Origin of the sequence: Rhizobium sp. ZPR4 (assembly GCF_040215725.1) — a bacterium.
Classification (GTDB): domain Bacteria; phylum Pseudomonadota; class Alphaproteobacteria; order Rhizobiales; family Rhizobiaceae; genus Rhizobium; species Rhizobium rhizogenes_D.
The window spans coordinates 35,666-50,887 of sequence record NZ_CP157967.1 but is presented as its reverse complement, the minus strand read 5'-3'; the positions used below and the strand labels follow the sequence as shown (position 1 = coordinate 50,887).

General features: G+C 60.1%; 17 protein-coding genes. All 17 read right to left on the bottom strand.

Translation table 11 applies throughout. The features are described from left to right. Nucleotides 1-112: 112 nt before the first annotated feature. The gene (locus ABOK31_RS00245; RefSeq protein WP_349957321.1) at nucleotides 113-814 is read right to left on the bottom strand and encodes a tRNA (guanosine(46)-N(7))-methyltransferase TrmB; all 702 of its coding nucleotides are present in this window, start codon (nucleotides 812-814) and stop codon (nucleotides 113-115) included. Then, nucleotides 811-2,064 carry a methionine adenosyltransferase gene (gene metK / locus ABOK31_RS00240; RefSeq protein ID WP_092715021.1) on the bottom strand — a complete coding sequence of 418 codons (1,254 nt, stop codon included), beginning with the start codon at nucleotides 2,062-2,064 and terminating at the stop codon, nucleotides 811-813. The genes ABOK31_RS00245 and metK overlap by 4 nt, the downstream gene beginning before the upstream one ends. A 187-nt stretch (nucleotides 2,065-2,251) precedes the next feature. Further along, the gene (locus tag ABOK31_RS00235) at nucleotides 2,252-2,671 is read right to left on the bottom strand and encodes a helix-turn-helix domain-containing protein (protein ID WP_075855494.1); all 420 of its coding nucleotides are present in this window, start codon (nucleotides 2,669-2,671) and stop codon (nucleotides 2,252-2,254) included. 151 nt (nucleotides 2,672-2,822) lie between these two features. After that, a complete protein-coding gene (gene lnt / locus ABOK31_RS00230; RefSeq protein WP_349957319.1) occupies nucleotides 2,823-4,424 on the bottom strand; it encodes an apolipoprotein N-acyltransferase in 1,602 nt (533 codons plus the stop codon). Nucleotides 4,425-4,502: 78 nt separating this feature from the next. After that, a complete protein-coding gene (locus ABOK31_RS00225; protein WP_349957318.1) occupies nucleotides 4,503-5,675 on the bottom strand; it encodes a hemolysin family protein in 1,173 nt (390 codons plus the stop codon). A 25-nt stretch (nucleotides 5,676-5,700) separates the two neighbouring features. Next, entirely contained in the window at nucleotides 5,701-6,207 is a 507-nt protein-coding gene (ybeY, locus tag ABOK31_RS00220) for an rRNA maturation RNase YbeY (RefSeq protein WP_174175603.1), read from the bottom strand. An 18-nt stretch (nucleotides 6,208-6,225) separates the two neighbouring features. Beyond that, nucleotides 6,226-7,278 carry a PhoH family protein gene (locus tag ABOK31_RS00215; protein ID WP_174175605.1) on the bottom strand — a complete coding sequence of 351 codons (1,053 nt, stop codon included), beginning with the start codon at nucleotides 7,276-7,278 and terminating at the stop codon, nucleotides 6,226-6,228. Nucleotides 7,279-7,308: 30 nt separating this feature from the next. After that, complete coding sequence (gene miaB, locus ABOK31_RS00210; RefSeq protein ID WP_349957315.1) at nucleotides 7,309-8,721, bottom strand: tRNA (N6-isopentenyl adenosine(37)-C2)-methylthiotransferase MiaB; 1,413 nt, start codon at nucleotides 8,719-8,721, stop codon at nucleotides 7,309-7,311. A 61-nt stretch (nucleotides 8,722-8,782) separates the two neighbouring features. Next, nucleotides 8,783-9,580, bottom strand: a complete 798-nt coding sequence (locus tag ABOK31_RS00205) for a lysophospholipid acyltransferase family protein (protein ID WP_174175609.1) — start codon at nucleotides 9,578-9,580, stop codon at nucleotides 8,783-8,785. A gap of 30 nt (nucleotides 9,581-9,610) precedes the next feature. After that, nucleotides 9,611-10,039 (bottom strand): Fur family transcriptional regulator, encoded by a 429-nt coding sequence (locus ABOK31_RS00200; protein ID WP_349957313.1) that lies wholly within the window; start codon nucleotides 10,037-10,039, stop codon nucleotides 9,611-9,613. 121 nt (nucleotides 10,040-10,160) lie between these two features. Next, nucleotides 10,161-10,655: an N-acetyltransferase gene (locus ABOK31_RS00195; protein ID WP_349957311.1), complete on the bottom strand. Its 495-nt coding sequence runs from the start codon at nucleotides 10,653-10,655 to the stop codon at nucleotides 10,161-10,163. A gap of 2 nt (nucleotides 10,656-10,657) precedes the next feature. Then, complete coding sequence (gene tsaB / locus ABOK31_RS00190) at nucleotides 10,658-11,314, bottom strand: tRNA (adenosine(37)-N6)-threonylcarbamoyltransferase complex dimerization subunit type 1 TsaB (protein ID WP_349957310.1); 657 nt, start codon at nucleotides 11,312-11,314, stop codon at nucleotides 10,658-10,660. A 123-nt stretch (nucleotides 11,315-11,437) separates the two neighbouring features. Then, entirely contained in the window at nucleotides 11,438-12,004 is a 567-nt protein-coding gene (locus tag ABOK31_RS00185) for a NifU family protein (RefSeq protein ID WP_047628820.1), read from the bottom strand. Nucleotides 12,005-12,120: 116 nt separating this feature from the next. Beyond that, nucleotides 12,121-12,612, bottom strand: a complete 492-nt coding sequence (locus tag ABOK31_RS00180; RefSeq protein WP_174175617.1) for a universal stress protein — start codon at nucleotides 12,610-12,612, stop codon at nucleotides 12,121-12,123. A 75-nt stretch (nucleotides 12,613-12,687) separates the two neighbouring features. Then, nucleotides 12,688-13,752 (bottom strand): tryptophan--tRNA ligase, encoded by a 1,065-nt coding sequence (gene trpS / locus ABOK31_RS00175; protein ID WP_174175619.1) that lies wholly within the window; start codon nucleotides 13,750-13,752, stop codon nucleotides 12,688-12,690. A gap of 95 nt (nucleotides 13,753-13,847) precedes the next feature. Continuing rightward, nucleotides 13,848-14,255: a VOC family protein gene (locus tag ABOK31_RS00170; RefSeq protein ID WP_349957308.1), complete on the bottom strand. Its 408-nt coding sequence runs from the start codon at nucleotides 14,253-14,255 to the stop codon at nucleotides 13,848-13,850. Nucleotides 14,256-14,335: 80 nt separating this feature from the next. Then, nucleotides 14,336-15,202: a DUF1963 domain-containing protein gene (locus ABOK31_RS00165; protein ID WP_234910429.1), complete on the bottom strand. Its 867-nt coding sequence runs from the start codon at nucleotides 15,200-15,202 to the stop codon at nucleotides 14,336-14,338. Nucleotides 15,203-15,222: the final 20 nt, after the last annotated feature.

Sequence of the window (15,222 nt, the reverse complement as noted above, 5' to 3'; positions counted from 1 at the left end):
GAACCGGCCCCACCTGGCAACGCATGCGCATGATCCAGACCGCCCAAAGCGGCGGTCCTGACGGGATGATGCGAATATTTCAATCTGAAATTCTCGCCCGTAACCGGAGCGATCAGACCCTCTTGAAGGTCAGATAGGCAGATGAGCGCCCTTCGCGGCGGGCCTTTGCCTCGTAGCGCGTGCTTGGCCAGCCCTCATAGGGCGTCAGCCAGTCGGCGGCATTCTGCGCAGTCCACTCGAAGCCGCCATGCGCCTGGCAGCGCTGCAGCGTCCAATTGACATAGGTGTCGATGTCAGACGCGAAGCAGAAGAGGGCGCCTGGCTTCAGGACGCGATGGAAGCGGGCAAGATTCACCTGGGAGACGAAGCGGCGCTTCCAGTGCTTCTTCTTTGGCCAGGGATCCGGATAAAGCAGGTCGATCTGATCCAGACAGCCGTCCGGCAGCCAATCCAGCACCTGCGTCGCGTCGTCATTGTAGACGCGAATGTTGTGTGCGCCTGCCTCCTCGACACGCGCCAGCAGCTTCTGCATCGAATTGACGAAAGGCTCGACACCGATGAAGCCGGTCTTCGGCTGCTCCAGCGCCCTGTGGATAAGATGCTCTCCACCGCCGAAGCCGATCTCGAGGCGCAGACGCTCTGATGGCACCGGGAAAAGATCGTTCAGCGGCTGCGGCGCCGGGGCGGCAAGATCGATGATGAACTGCGGCAGCAATGCTTCCAGCTTTTCAGCCTGCTGGCCGCGCAAGGCCTTACCCTTGCGCCGGCCGAAGAATGCTTCCGTCGCCCGCGACCGGCGCTCGGTATCGATCATGCGGCTTCCCGGAGCTTCACGGCTTCCTTGAGAGCCTTCACCAGGTCCGTACGCTCCCAGGAGAAAGAGCCGTCACGGCCGGCCTTGCGGCCGAAGTGACCGTAAGCCGAGGTCTTGGCGTAGATCGGCTTGTTGAGGTCGAGGTGGCGGCGGATGCCGGTCGGCGAGAGGTCCATGTTCTTGCGGATGGCCGCTTCGACCTGGTCCTCGGTCACACCCTTGCCCGTGCCGTGCAGGTCGACATAGATCGACAGCGGCTGAGCAACGCCGATGGCGTAGGAGAGCTGGATCGTGCAGCGATCGGAAAGACCGGCGGCGACAACGTTCTTCGCCAGATAGCGGGCGGCGTAGGCCGCGGAACGGTCGACCTTGGTCGTGTCCTTGCCGGAGAATGCGCCGCCGCCATGCGGGGCTGCGCCGCCGTAGGTGTCGACGATGATCTTGCGGCCGGTGAGGCCAGCATCACCGTCGGGACCGCCGATGACGAACTTGCCGGTGGGGTTGATGTACCACTTGCAATCAGAAGCGATCTTCAGGTCACCAAGGGCTTCGACGATATAGGGCTCGACAACGGCGCGAACCTTCTTCGAGTCCCAGTTCTCGTCGAGATGCTGAGTGGAAAGCACGATCGAGGTCACTTCGGACGGCTTGCCGTCGACGTAACGGACCGTCACCTGGCTCTTGGCGTCCGGGCCGAGCTTGGCGACTTCGCCATCGCCCTTCTTGCGGGCGGCAGCGAGCAGCTGCAGGATCTTGTGCGAATAGTAGATCGGCGCCGGCATGAGGTCAGGCGTTTCCTTGCAGGCGTAGCCGAACATGATGCCCTGGTCGCCAGCACCTTCGTCACCCTGCTGGTCGGCAGCATTGTCGACGCCCTGGGCGATGTCGGCGGACTGCGAGTGCAGCAGGACATCGATGCGTGCCTTCTTCCAGTGGAAGCCATCCTGCTCGTAACCGATATCCTTGATGGCGCGGCGAGCGGCGGCCTTGAACTTCGAAGGATTGATGACGTCGTTGCCGTCCTTGTCCTTCTTCATCAGGCTTGGCGGCAGACGCACTTCACCCGCGATGACGACGCGGTTGGTGGTGGCAAGGGTCTCGCATGCAATGCGCACGGTCCAGGGGTTCACGCCGGTCTTTGCAGCCTCGCGGTAAACCAGATCGACAATTTCATCGGAAATGCGGTCACAAACTTTATCCGGGTGACCTTCGGCAACAGACTCACTCGTAAACAGATAATTCGCGCGCATGCGGGATTCCCCTCAAAGAACAAATCTCTGCTTTTGATATTCGTCTCCGCCTCGAAAAACAAGCCGCACAAGGACATAAATATATCTTTATATCCCCGTTCAAGTGATAAAATTTTGCCGTAAATAGCGAAAAGGCGGCCAAAATGACCGCCTCTCGACTTTGTCGGTTTAACCCCGCTTCGAAGGGTTACTCGGCATCCGCCTCGGCCGCGAGCGCCTTGACCAGCTCGACAACCTTGCGTCGGACCTTGCCATCGGAAATTTTCACGAAGGCGCGGTTGAGCTGCAATCCTTCCGAAGAAGACAGAAAGTCGACGACGTAGTTGGAGCTGGATGCCTCGGCCATGCCACCCGCGCCGGCCGAATGCTCGCCCGGTGCGTCCTCGAAAAAGAAGGAAACCGGGACATTGAGGATGCTGGAGATATTCTGGAGGCGGCTGGCGCCAACGCGGTTGGTGCCTTTTTCGTATTTCTGAATCTGCTGAAACGTAATTCCGAGGCTTTCGCCGAGCTTCTCCTGGCTCATGCCAAGCATCGTGCGGCGGAGGCGTATGCGGCTACCGACATGAATGTCGATGGGGTTCGGCTTCTTTTTATTCTCAATCATCATTTTACCCTAACATAGGTTGAATTCAGGACCTGCCACCCGGTACCCTTCACCACCCCTATAACGCCACGTTGCAGCCGACGCCCCCAAGGCCTCCAGTCTACGTTCGAAAGGCGGACATCTAGCACTATGCAATTTTAGGGTTTTTTGGTCAATTCACCCTGAAAATAAAACCCATGCGCGAAATCGCGGCAATTATGCCGACTGCTCCGATGATCAACCAAAAGTATGTTTTTCTGGCTTTATCGTCGATGCGCGATACGGTTGCGCCACCTAAAGTGGTATCTATAAAGCCTTGCTGATTATAATCGATACCAGAAAGCACCCGTCCGTGTGCATCAACAAATGCTGAAATGCCGGTATTGGCGCTTCGAATCAGCGGCAGTCCCTGCTCCACCGCCCTCACTCTTGCCTGCTGGAAATGCTGGTATGGGCCAGGCGTATCGCCGAACCAGCCGTCATTCGTGACGTTGAGGATGGCATCGGCCTGGCGAATTTCCGGCGTCATTTCGTTCGGAAAGATGATCTCGTAGCAGATCAACGGATAGAATTTGACGCCGTCGGGCATGGTCAGCAATTGCCGCTTTGTCGCCGCTGAAAATCCCCCCGGAAGCTCCACGACATTCTCGATGCCGAGATAGCTCAGAATGTGCTCGAAGGGCACATACTCGCCGAAGGGAACGAGATGGGTCTTGTCGGACGCGCCGATGATCTGGCCACGGCCATCGATGACGTAGATCGAATTATAGTAACGCGGCTCGACGCCCGGCCCCATGTCTTCGACGCGGACGGCGCCGGTGATCAGGATCTGGTCGTCATCGAGCTGATCCGCAATACGGGCGAGCGCATCGCGATTGTCGGTCAGGATGAAGGGCACGGCCGTTTCCGGCCAGACGATGATGTCAGGCCGCTTGCCGCCATTGGCAGACGGCTGGACGGAAAGCGCCAGATGCTTGTCGAAGATGGCAGTGCGATCGGCGGCCGTGTCCATCTTGGTTTCCTGATCGATGGACGGCTGCACGATGCGCACGACCGGCGCCGTCTTGGCGTCGGTCAGCGGCGCGTCCAGTAGGTTCAGCGCGTAATAGCCATAGCCGAGATGAGCCGTGACGATGAGGATCGCAATGCCGATCCCCGGCACCCTGCCCTGGCGGGTGCCAAGCAGCGCCGGCGTTGCGAAGACGAAGACAGCAAGCACGGTGACGCCAAGCATGCCGACCACATGCGCCGACTGCATCATCAGCGGAATGGGCATGGCGCCATAGCCGATGGCATTCCAGGGAAAGCCGGTGAAGAGAAAGCTGCGCAGCCATTCCAGAATGCCGAAGCTGAAGGCGAGCGCTGCGATACGCCCCATGCCATCGGACCACAGGATGCGGGCAAGCGCGGTCGCCACGCCGTAGAATATGGCCAGAAAGGCCGGCAGACCGAGGATTGCCAGCGGCAGCGCCCAGGCAAATTCATCGGCATCGATCAGCAGCGCATGGCCGAGCCACCAGAGGCCGGCGACAAAATAGCCGAAGCCGAATAGCCAGCCGGTGAAGAAGGCAGGCCACAGGCGCCCGAGCAAGCCACTATCCGGGCCGGCGGCGACACCGTCCAGCAGCCAGACGAGCAGCGTAAACGAGACGAACATTGCCGCGAAAAAGCCGAAGGGCGGCAATGCCAGAACGCCGATGGCCCCGGCAAGGATCGTAAGCAACGCACGTTTGAAACCCCAGACGAGGATCACCCTGCCCGAAAGCCATTCCATGCGCCAGCTCCGTCCAATCGCGAATCAATTGGGCGCAGTCTTTCAAAAATGCAGCGATTTGTCCCGCTCTTGCGCTATTTATTGGCTAGCGGCGTTACGCTCGGCCGGCGCTTCCTCGGTGATCGCTTCCGGTGCCGGCAAATCGCGTTCCTGCGTACCTGCCTCACCTTCCAGCTTTACGGTCGGCCGGCGGCGAACAGCGTGACGCTTACGCGTGATGCGCACCCGCTTGATGCGGCGCGGATCGGCATCGAGAATATGGAATTCGAAACCTGGAAGCGCCTGCACGACCTCGCCACGCACCGGAATGCGGCCAAGAGCCGAGAAGATCAAACCGCCAAGCGTGTCCACTTCGTCCACCTGCTCGGCGATATCGAAATCCGGACCGATCGCAGCTGCGATCTCCTCCAGCTCGACACGGGCGTCGGCCACGAAGACGTCTTCGGAGACGCGCTTGAACATCACTTCTTCGTCATCGTGCTCGTCGTCGATGTCGCCGACGACCATTTCGACGATGTCTTCGTGTGACGCGAGGCCGTCGGTACCGCCATATTCATCGATAACCAAGGCCATCTGCGTGCGATTGACCTGCATGCGACGCAGGAGATCGGAGGCGAGCATGGAAGGCGGCACGAACAGGATCTTGCGGATAATGCCGGCTTCCGCCAGCGTCTTCTGCAGATCGACGCGCGAAAGGTCGAAATTCGGCTTGGCGGACCGCGCCGGCTTTTCGGCCGCAGGGGCTGCCGTTGCAGCGGCCGCCGTCTTCGTACTGCCGCTGCGGCGCTTGTTACGGGCCTGCTTGGCGACATAGGAGAGAAGATCGCGGATATGCACCATGCCGCGCGGATCATCCAGCGTGTCGGCATAGACGGGCATACGCGAGCGACCGCTTTCCTCGAAGAGGATCATCAGCTCGCCGATGGTGATGTTCTGGTCCACCGCTTCGATGTCGGCACGCGGCACCATGACATCCTCGACGCGCACCTCGCGGAAGCGCAGGATGTTGTGCAGCATCGCCCGCTCATCCGCGGAGAAGGCGTCGTCGCCGGCAGCGTTCGTCATCAGCGCGTCGGCAAGATCCTCGCGCAGCCGGGCGGAGTCCTGTGCCGGGCGCAGAATGCGTGCAGCACGTGCCCAGAATGAAGAGTGGGATCGCTTGCCGTTGCTACTACTGCCTACCTCGTCGGAGGAGGCTGCATCGGCGCCGTCTTTGGCCTCGGGGGCCGATCTCGTCGTAAAGTCGCTCATTGTTCCTGGTCAGACAGGGTTCAAATCAAATGGGGTCTTGTCCCGCATAGGGATCAGATAGGCCAAGACTAGCCAAAATGCGAGTCTCCAGCCCCTCCATTCTTTCGGCTTCACTATTATTCATATGGTCGTAGCCGAAGAGATGCAAGAAACCATGCACCATCAAATGGGTCAAATGCTCGTCAAAACTCTTTTCGAGATCGACAGCTTCGCGCTCCACGGTTTCCCTGGCGATGATGATATCGCCAAGCATCGGGCCGGGCTTGCCGCCGGGTTCCAGCGGGAAGGCCGGGAAGGAAAGCACGTTCGTCGCCTTGTCCTGCGAGCGCCACTCCGCATTGATCTCGCGGATCGAGGCATCGTCTGTGAAGACCAGCGACAATTCGGTCGCCATTTTTGGAAATGGCTGCTTTTCGTGTTTCTTCAGATAGGCGGCGGCCTCGCCGAGCACCCGCTCGGCAAGCGCTTGCAATTGCTCTTCGGAGGGCCAGTCGCCCTCCTCCACGCTGATCTGTATGTCGAGTTCTGCCATGAGCTTTCGGAGCGCAGATCAGATCTGCGGATCGTTTTCCTCTGCCTTTGCGGCGTAGGTGGAATCGTAGGCCCGGACGATGCGCGCCACCAGCGGGTGGCGGACGACGTCCGTGTCCTTGAAGCGGACGATGGTGATGCCCTCGACACCGTTCAGCAGATCAAGCGCTTCCACCAGGCCTGATTTGACGCCGCGGGGCAAATCGATCTGGCTCGGATCGCCCGTCACGATCATCCGCGAATTTTCGCCGAGACGCGTCAGGAACATTTTCATCTGCATCGATGTCGTGTTCTGCGCCTCGTCGAGGATGACGGCAGCATTGGCAAGCGTGCGGCCGCGCATGAAGGCGAGCGGCGCGATCTCGATGACGCCGGCCGTGATAGCGCGTTCGACCTTGTCGCCCGGCATCATGTCGTAAAGCGCGTCATAGAGCGGGCGCAGATAGGGATCGACCTTTTCCTTCATGTCGCCTGGCAGGAAGCCGAGGCGCTCGCCGGCTTCGACGGCCGGGCGCGACAGGATAATCTTTTCCACCGCGCCGCGCTCCAGGAGCTGGGCAGCGTGCGCAACGGCGAGATAGGTCTTGCCGGTACCGGCAGGGCCGACGCCGAGGACGAGCTCGGAGCGCTCCAGCGCCCGCATGTAGGCATCCTGGGTCGGCGTGCGCGCAATGATCGTCTTCTTGCGCGTCGAAATCTGCGCCATCGTCAACTTGGCTTTTCTCTCCATGGTCGGCAGCGTCAATTGGTCGTCGGCGGCAACCGCCATGCGGATTGCCCCTTCCACATCGGAACGCTCTACATTGCCGCCTTTTTGGAGCTTGTCATAGAGGTAATCGAGCGTCCGGCGCGCCTGATTGGTGGCCAGCACGTCGCCGGTGATGACGACAGAATTGCCGCGAGCGCGGGCGTCGATGCCGAGACGTTCCTCAAGCAGCTTCAAATTCTGGTCGAACTGCCCGAAAAGCTCGCTGGCGAACCGATTATTTTCGAACGTCAGGGTGAAGTGATTGGCGTCGCTCGCGGTGCGGGGCTGGCGCGATGAAGAAGAAACCAATTCCTGTCCGTTCAAGCGGTGCGGCTCCCTTGGGTCGGCCGGAACCTAGAGCAATTCAGCGAAAAGGCTGTTGGTGCTGGTTCCGGTGATTCGTACGTTAATAATGTCACCGATTTGCGATGCTTTTGCATCAACATTCACAGATTGCAGCCAAGGGGAGCGTCCAATCAACTGGCCCGGCATCCGGCCCGGCTTTTCCAGAAGGATATCCACTGTTTTGCCCACGCAAGCCTCGGCAAAAGCATGCTGCTGCCTCAGCAGCAATGCCTGCAATCGCTCCAGCCGCTCGGTCTTGACCTCTTCGGGCACCTGATCCTTCAGCTCCGCACCGGGTGTGCCCGGCCGCGTCGAATATTTGAACGAGAAGGCCTGTGCATAATTCACCTCCTCGATCAGTCTGAGTGTATCCTCAAAATCCTGGTCTGTCTCCCCCGGGAAGCCGACGATGAAGTCACCCGAAAGGGCAATATCCGGGCGGGCCGTACGGATTCTCTCGATGAGAGTGAGGTATTCCACGGCCGTGTGCCGGCGGTTCATCGCCTTCAGGATCCGGTCTGAGCCGGCCTGAACAGGCAGGTGCAGATAGGGCATCAGCGTGCGTAGATCGCGATGCGCGCCGATCAGGCGGTCATCCATGTCGCGCGGATGGCTGGTCGTATAGCGCAGGCGCGCCAGGCCGGGAATTTCCGCCAGGCGATAGAGGAGATCACCAAGGCTCCAGGCTTCGCCCGTAGGGCCGATGCCATGCCAGGCATTAACGTTCTGGCCGAGCAGCGTGATTTCGCGCACGCCGCCATCCACAAGTTTCTCGGCTTCCTCGACGATCTGGGAGACCGGGCGGGAGACTTCAGAGCCACGCGTATAAGGCACGACGCAGAAGGTGCAGAACTTGTCACAGCCTTCCTGCACCGTCAGAAAGGCGGTGACGCCGCGGGCACGGATCTTTGTTTTTTCAGCGATCGGCAGATGCTCGAACTTGTCCTCGATCGCATATTCGGTATCGACGACGCGCTGGCCTTCCTTGGCGCGACGAAGCGCATCCGGCAGGCGGTGATAGGTCTGCGGGCCGATGACGACATCGACGGCAGGCGCGCGACGCAGGATTTCCTCACCCTCGGCCTGCGCGACGCAGCCGGTGACGCCGATCATCATCTCGCGACCGTCGGCAGCCTTGCGCTTCTTCATCTCACGCAGACGGCCGAGCGCGGAATAGACCTTTTCGGCGGCCTTCTCGCGGATATGACAGGTATTCAGCAGGACGAGATCGGCCTCTTCCATGTCTTCGGTCGGCTCATAGCCGTCGCGGGACAGCGCATCGCTCATCCGCGTGGAATCATAGACGTTCATCTGGCAGCCGTAGGTCTTGATGAAGACCTTGCGGCTGTTGGAGCCGTCGCGGGGGCCGAGCTGCAAAGCATCGGCCGCCGGGGCGTCGAGAGTTAGGCTGTCCTTGGTCATGGGCCGCTATGTAGTGGCTTTTGCCCTCGGAGAAAATGGAAAAGTTGGAATCACCTGGAAATCAGGCGATCTCGCGGCCGAGCAGGCGGCTGGCGAGCATATTGCGGATGCGCCGCGCGATGGTGGCGCTGACTTCCTTGCGGTTGGTGCCGGCTCGATAATCGACCGCCTCGCCGAAGCAGACGTCGACATCGATGGCACCGCACTGGATGATGCCCTTCAGGTGCGGCACGAGCTCGATATCGCCCGGCCATGCCGTCAGCGGACGATAATAGCGGCCCATGGCCGTACCGTGGACGCGGGTATAAGCGACCGCTACCGGCTGGACATGCACGACGGCATCCGGCGCCTTCGGCAAGGCAGCGGCAGCGGCGCCGAACAGCGATGACTTGACCTCAAGCAGGCGATTGCCGTCGGAAGTCGTTCCTTCCGGGAACAGCACCATGATCTCGCCATCGGCCATACGGTCCCCGATCTCATTCACCTGATCGCCCGTCTTGCGCTTTTGCTCGCGCTCGACGAAGACGCTCTTCTGCCACTGCGCGAACTGACCGAAGATCGGCCAATCCCGCACTTCCGACTTGGCGATGAAGGCAACATCGGCAACTGCCGACAGAACGAGAATATCCAGCCAGGATGAGTGATTGGCCGCCAGCATCAAGGGCCGGCTCGTCTCGATCTTGCCGATCACATGGATGCGGACGCCAAGCCAATAGCAGACGATGCGATGCCAATAGCGCGGCAGATAGCGCCTGAGCTTCCAGTCGAAACGCAAGCAAACGATCTGCAGCGGCAGCATCACCGCGCTGACGACGCAAATGACCACGGCGGCACAGCCGATGCGCAGCCAGGTCATCAAATCATTCGCTCCTGCATGAAAGCCTTCACGTCAACCTTCGTCCTTCTTCAGCGGGATGCCGTAAAGCTCCAGCCGGTGGTCGACGAGTTTGAAGCCGTGTTCGCGGGCAATGCGCTCCTGCAATGCCTCGATCTCCGACGAATGAAATTCGATCACGACGCCGCTCTTCAGGTCGATCAGATGATCGTGGTGCTCCTCCGGCACGGTCTCGTAGCGGGAGCGGCCATCGCGGAAATCGTGGCGGGCAAGAAGGCCGGCGTCCTCGAACAGTTTTACCGTGCGGTAGACCGTGGAGATCGAGATCTTCGCATCCACCTCTACGGAGCGGCGATAGAGCTCCTCGACATCCGGATGATCCTCGGAACTCTCGATGATGCGCGCAATGACCCGGCGCTGGTCCGTCATGCGCATTCCGCGCTCGGCGCAAAGCTCCTCCAGGGATTTTACGGCGTCTTCCATCAATCGCTGTCTTCGGTCTGTTTGGACTGTGACAACAGCTAGAGCGCCGAATTGCTGCTCTAACTATTTGTTTTGCCGCATTTGTGCGACGACAAGTGATGCCACTTGGCTGCAAAATGCTCTAGCGAAGAACGCGGCGCATGACAAGCGCCGTCGACTTCTGGCCGTTTTCGCCGACATAATAGGCCTTGCGCTCGCCGACGGTCTCGAAGCCGAGCTTGCGGTAGAGCCCGAGTGCCGGCTGATTGCCGCCATCGACCTCCAGGAACATGGCTTCCCCGCCCCGGCTACGGGCTTCGCGAAGAGCCGCGTGCATCAGCCGCCAGCCGAGACCGGAGCGCCCCAGCTTGGCATTGACGGCAATGGTCAAAATTTCACCCTCACCCGCCACATGTCGCGCCAGCACAAAGCCGGGAAGCGCCTTTTTCAGGATGGCATTGGTCTGGCGGGCGACGAAGCCGAAGGTCGTTTCCTGTCCGAGGAGGCCCTGAAATTCGCTCTCGTCCCAGACCTGCGGGAACCGCTCGCCATGCAGGATCGCCACCTCAGCGCAATCCTTCAGCTCCATCGGGACGATTTCGTATTCTGCTTTCAAGGTAAGATAGGATTCGAGCATGTCTATTGCCTGGCAACTGCGTATCCGGCCTGCGGTCTGGCATCGGGTCCGCGAAGATAAAGCGGCTTCGGCTTTTCGCCGGCAGGCTTGCCAGCGCCCAGCCGGGCAACGATGGCAATCGGAAATGCGTCTGGTCGCTCCGCAGGCGGCGCGTCGCTCAACCGGGCGACGGCCGTTCCGGTGACGATACCGTCGAAAGCGCTCGCAATTGTCCGCGTTTCGTCGATCGTCACGGCCCGAGCCTCGTCCAGCGGGTTGCCATCGGCATCGAAGGCCTGGAGATAGATCTCCTCGCGCTTCGCATCGATGGCAGCCAGAACCGACTTGCCCGGATTCTGCTGTCGCGCGGTCGCGGCCATGACCTCAAGGGTCGTGACGCCAACCGCGGGAACATTAAGGGAAAGTGCAAACCCGCGCGCGGCTGCGACGCCGATGCGGATGCCGGTGAAGGAACCGGGGCCGACAGTTACGACGACACGCTCGATGGCCGAAAGCGCCACATCAGCTTTCGCCAGCGCTTCGTCGACAACGTGCATCAAATGCTCGGCATGCCCCCGTCCGATCGTTTCCGTGACCTCCCCCATCACAGAATCACTACCGCTATCATACACAGCGGCAGCGCAATCCACACCTGCCGTGTCGAGCGCCAGTACGATCATATCAATTTTTCCGAAAAGCCGCGCTTGCGGCGCGGTTGATTTGTCGTCGAATGTTCCCGCGAGTGAGCGTTTGGTTCTTGCATAATCCTATCCAAAAACCGCTGCGCACTTCCGGAAGCGTGCTTAGACGGCTTCGACTTCCTGAACTTCGGGCACGAAATGGCGCAGCAGGTTCTGCACGCCATGCTTCAGCGTTGCCGTCGAAGACGGGCAACCGGCGCAGGAACCCTTCATGTTGAGGTAGACCTTGCCGTCGCGGAAACCGCGGAAGGTGATGTCGCCGCCATCCTGGGCAACGGCGGGACGAACGCGGGTATCCAGCAGCTCCTTGATGGTCAGCACGATCGCCTCATCGCCCTCGTCGAAGAATTCGCCGCCGGCATCCTGCACTTCGGACAGCACGGAGGTCGAGCCCATGACCGGCTTACCGGACATGAAATGCTCCATGATCGAACCGAGAATGGCGGGCTTCAGATGCTGCCATTCCTGGTTTTCCTTGGAGACGGAGATGAAGTCATAGCCGAAATAGACGCCGGTGACGCCCGGGATCTCGAAAAGGCGGGCAGCCAGCGGCGAAGCCTCGGCTTCGTCGGCGCTGCGGAACTCGGCCGTGCCGTTTTCCATCACCACCTTGCCCGGCAGGAACTTGAGGGTCGCGGGATTCGGCGTCGCTTCGGTCTGAATGAACATCTTGGTCTCCATGCGGCGGGCAGGCGCCCGGTCCCGACTTTAGAATATTTCAAAAGAAGATAGGCCTTTTAGCCATTCCATTCAAGAGAGTGTTTCTCAAGAAATAGCACACGCGATCAACTCAGCGCGTCGATTTCCTCGTTGCTCAGCGTATCCGGAAGCACCGTCACCGGGATCGGGAAGGCGGCGGCTCGACCGGCGATCGATGAGACGAGCGGGCCTGGGCCTTCCTTGGCGGAACCAGCGGCGAGCACGAGAAGCGCAATATCCCGGTCATCCTCGATGACGGCATTGATCTGCTCGGCGGCCGCGCCCTCGCGGATGACGATTTCCGCATCGATGCCGATGTTTTCACGCACGGCCTGCGCCGCCTTTGCGGTTGCCGCCTCGGCCTCCTCGCGCGCTTCCGCCCGCATGATCTCCTCGACGCCAAGCCATTGCTGGAAATCGCCCTCGGGAATCACGTAGAGCAGCACGAGGCCACCATTGGAATTCTTGGCGCGTCGGCCGGCATAATGGACGGCGCGCTGGCACTCGGGCGTGCCGTCGATGACCGCCATGAACTTGCGGCGATGGCCTTCGAGCCGAGAGAGACGTGTTGAAACCATGCGACAACTCTGACACCCGAAGGCGGCGTTTTGCAAGCCCCCGTTTGGCAACGGGAGCTCTCCATTACGACATCATCAATAGAGAAAGCCGATAATGTCGCGAACCTGCTTCATGGTCACGTCGGCGCGGGCGCGGGCGCGGGCACTGCCGTCGCGCAGAACAGCGTCGATGTGGCCGGGATCGGCCATCAGGCGGCGCATTTCCGTGGTGATCGGCGAGAGCACATGCACGGCCAGATCGACCAGCGCCGGCTTGAAGACCGAGAACTGCTGGCCGCCGAATTCGGAGAGAACATCGGCCTTCGACTTGTCGGCAAGGGCTGCATAGATGCCGACCAGATTGTCGGCTTCCGGGCGGCCGGCAAGACCGGCGATTTCGCTCGGCAAGCCATCCGGATCGGTCTTGGCCTTGCGGATCTTCTTCGAAATATTTTCCTCGTCGTCGAGCAGGTTGATGCGCGAGAGGTCGGAGGCGTCTGACTTCGACATCTTCTTCGTGCCATCGCGCAGCGACATGACGCGCGGCGCCGGGCCATCGATCAGCGGCTCGACCATCGGGAAATAGGCGTGCACCGGCTCGTCGCCGACTGATATGTCGATGCCGTAGCCGGTGCGGCGGATATGCTCCATGTAGTCCAGATTGAATTTCATAGCGATATCGCGGGTGAGCTCCAGATGCTGCTTCTGGTCGTCGCCAACCGGAACATGCGTGGCGCGGTAGAGCAGAATGTCGGCGGCCATCAGGCTCGGATAGGCGTAAAGGCCGAGCGAGGCCTGCTCGCGGTCCTTGCCGGCCTTGTCCTTGAACTGCGTCATGCGGTTCATCCAGCCGATGCGGGCGACGCAATTGAAGATCCAGGCGAGTTCGGCGTGCCCCGGCACGGCCGACTGATTGAAGACGATATGCTTTTCCGGGTCGATGCCGGCGGCAAGGAAGGCCGCGGTGATGGAGCGCGTCTGGTTCGGCATGTCCTCATGCACCAGCTGTGCCGTCAGCGCGTGCATGTCGACGACACAATAGATGCAGTCGTTGTTGGCCTGCAGGGCCACGAACTTGCGGATCGCACCGAGATAGTTACCGAGATGGAGATTGCCGGTGGGCTGAACGCCGGAGAATACGAGCGGCTTGAATTCGGTCATGTCGTCCTCAAAAGGCTTGTGGAGGGCCCGGGTGAGCGGCGCTCGACCCTTGGTTCGAGCGGCTTATGCACGCGGTATCGACGGGGATCAAGAGGCTATGTGACAGAGTCTCGGGAAGAATGCTGGATGAGATCCCAGGTGTTGCCATAGGGATCGGCAAAGACCGCCACCGTGCCATAGACCTCATGGCGCGGCTTCTCCAGAAAATGCACGCCCTTTGCCTTCATCGCGGTATGATCGCGGGCGAAATCATCGGTCTTGAGGAAGAAGCCGACCCGCCCGCCGGTCTGGTTGCCGATCGCCGCGCGCTGGCTGTCTCCTGCCGCCTGGGCGAGCAATAGCGCGGCGCCCTCGGTGCCTTTCGGTCTGACCACGACCCAGCGCTTGCCCTCCGGCTGCACCTCGTCCTGCAGGCACTCGAAGCCGAGGGCATCGCAATAGAAGGCCTTGGCGCGGTCGTAATCATCGACGACGAGGGCGACGAGGAAGAGGGATTGGGACATAGGAACTCCGTGTTATTTCCTGGCACGCAGCATTGACGACGATTCTTGGCTCGAAATAAAAAACCTATAAAACGGATTTGTCAGTAGAAGTCTGATCTGATTGCCCAGCCGTCGGGTATTCGAAACAGATATAACGATCCGGAGTCCCCGACATAGAAGCGCCCCTTGTCGGTGCTATCGATCTGAAGGCATAGCTCTGCATCGTCGGGCCAGTTTTCGCCTTGTATCCAGGTAGGCCAACCACCAAGCTTGACGGGGCACGTCCCACGATATTTATCGGCTTCAATCGCGTATTGGCTTTCAAAAAACCATTTCGAGTCGCTGGATCGCGCGACGTTGCTTGGAATCTTGAACGCAATATCGTCCCAGCTTGGCTGCTCCAGGGCAGTTGAATGCCAAAGAAGCGGAAAAGTCGGAAGCTTCTGGCTTTCCCGGTATCCGGGACCGATGGGAACCAGATCCGAAATGGCGGAATAAGTTCGAACGACAAAGCCCTTGCCATTCTCCACGTCATCCAACGGAACGTCTTCCAGGTCCACCCATATGTTCAGGAGCGCCAGGTTCGATAGCGTGGACGGTGTCTCGGGAAGCTCATCCACCCGGATTTGAACAAGTGGATGCATCAAACGTCCAGACCTCTCGCAAACGGGTATCACCTCGTCTTGTTGTCCGAGAAAGTTTCCACCCCACCAACTTGAGGCTCGATTGTCCTTCTGCGGCTTCTCACCGCCGATTTCGCCAAAGACGGCGGGTCTGACCATCTGCTTCAGCGTATGAAGGGCTGCCTGTATCTCAAAATCAGTTGGCAAACCTTCTGCAGGGGAAGCCATCTGGTCCTTCGCACGTCCACGAAAGTCGAAGATCGATCTCAGCCATCCCAGCACATCCATATCGCCGCTCCATTTGGATCGTTGCGCAGCCTTGCGATCAACAGCTTCGGATAGCAATCTCCCTCCGTTCGATCGCG

Coding starts and splice junctions, on each gene's coding strand:
- ABOK31_RS00195 (WP_349957311.1), bottom strand. CDS start 10,655: ATGCTCGAATCCTATCTTACCTTGAAAGCAGAATACGAAATCGTCCCG.
- trpS (WP_174175619.1), bottom strand. CDS start 13,752: ATGACCGAATTCAAGCCGCTCGTATTCTCCGGCGTTCAGCCCACCGGC.
- ABOK31_RS00170 (WP_349957308.1), bottom strand. CDS start 14,255: ATGTCCCAATCCCTCTTCCTCGTCGCCCTCGTCGTCGATGATTACGAC.
- ABOK31_RS00225 (WP_349957318.1), bottom strand. CDS start 5,675: ATGAGCGACTTTACGACGAGATCGGCCCCCGAGGCCAAAGACGGCGCC.
- ABOK31_RS00235 (WP_075855494.1), bottom strand. CDS start 2,671: ATGATTGAGAATAAAAAGAAGCCGAACCCCATCGACATTCATGTCGGT.
- ABOK31_RS00200 (WP_349957313.1), bottom strand. CDS start 10,039: ATGGAAGACGCCGTAAAATCCCTGGAGGAGCTTTGCGCCGAGCGCGGA.
- metK (WP_092715021.1), bottom strand. CDS start 2,064: ATGCGCGCGAATTATCTGTTTACGAGTGAGTCTGTTGCCGAAGGTCAC.
- tsaB (WP_349957310.1), bottom strand. CDS start 11,314: ATGATCGTACTGGCGCTCGACACGGCAGGTGTGGATTGCGCTGCCGCT.
- ybeY (WP_174175603.1), bottom strand. CDS start 6,207: ATGGCAGAACTCGACATACAGATCAGCGTGGAGGAGGGCGACTGGCCC.
- ABOK31_RS00180 (WP_174175617.1), bottom strand. CDS start 12,612: ATGGTTTCAACACGTCTCTCTCGGCTCGAAGGCCATCGCCGCAAGTTC.
- ABOK31_RS00245 (WP_349957321.1), bottom strand. CDS start 814: ATGATCGATACCGAGCGCCGGTCGCGGGCGACGGAAGCATTCTTCGGC.
- miaB (WP_349957315.1), bottom strand. CDS start 8,721: ATGACCAAGGACAGCCTAACTCTCGACGCCCCGGCGGCCGATGCTTTG.
- ABOK31_RS00185 (WP_047628820.1), bottom strand. CDS start 12,004: ATGTTCATTCAGACCGAAGCGACGCCGAATCCCGCGACCCTCAAGTTC.
- lnt (WP_349957319.1), bottom strand. CDS start 4,424: ATGGAATGGCTTTCGGGCAGGGTGATCCTCGTCTGGGGTTTCAAACGT.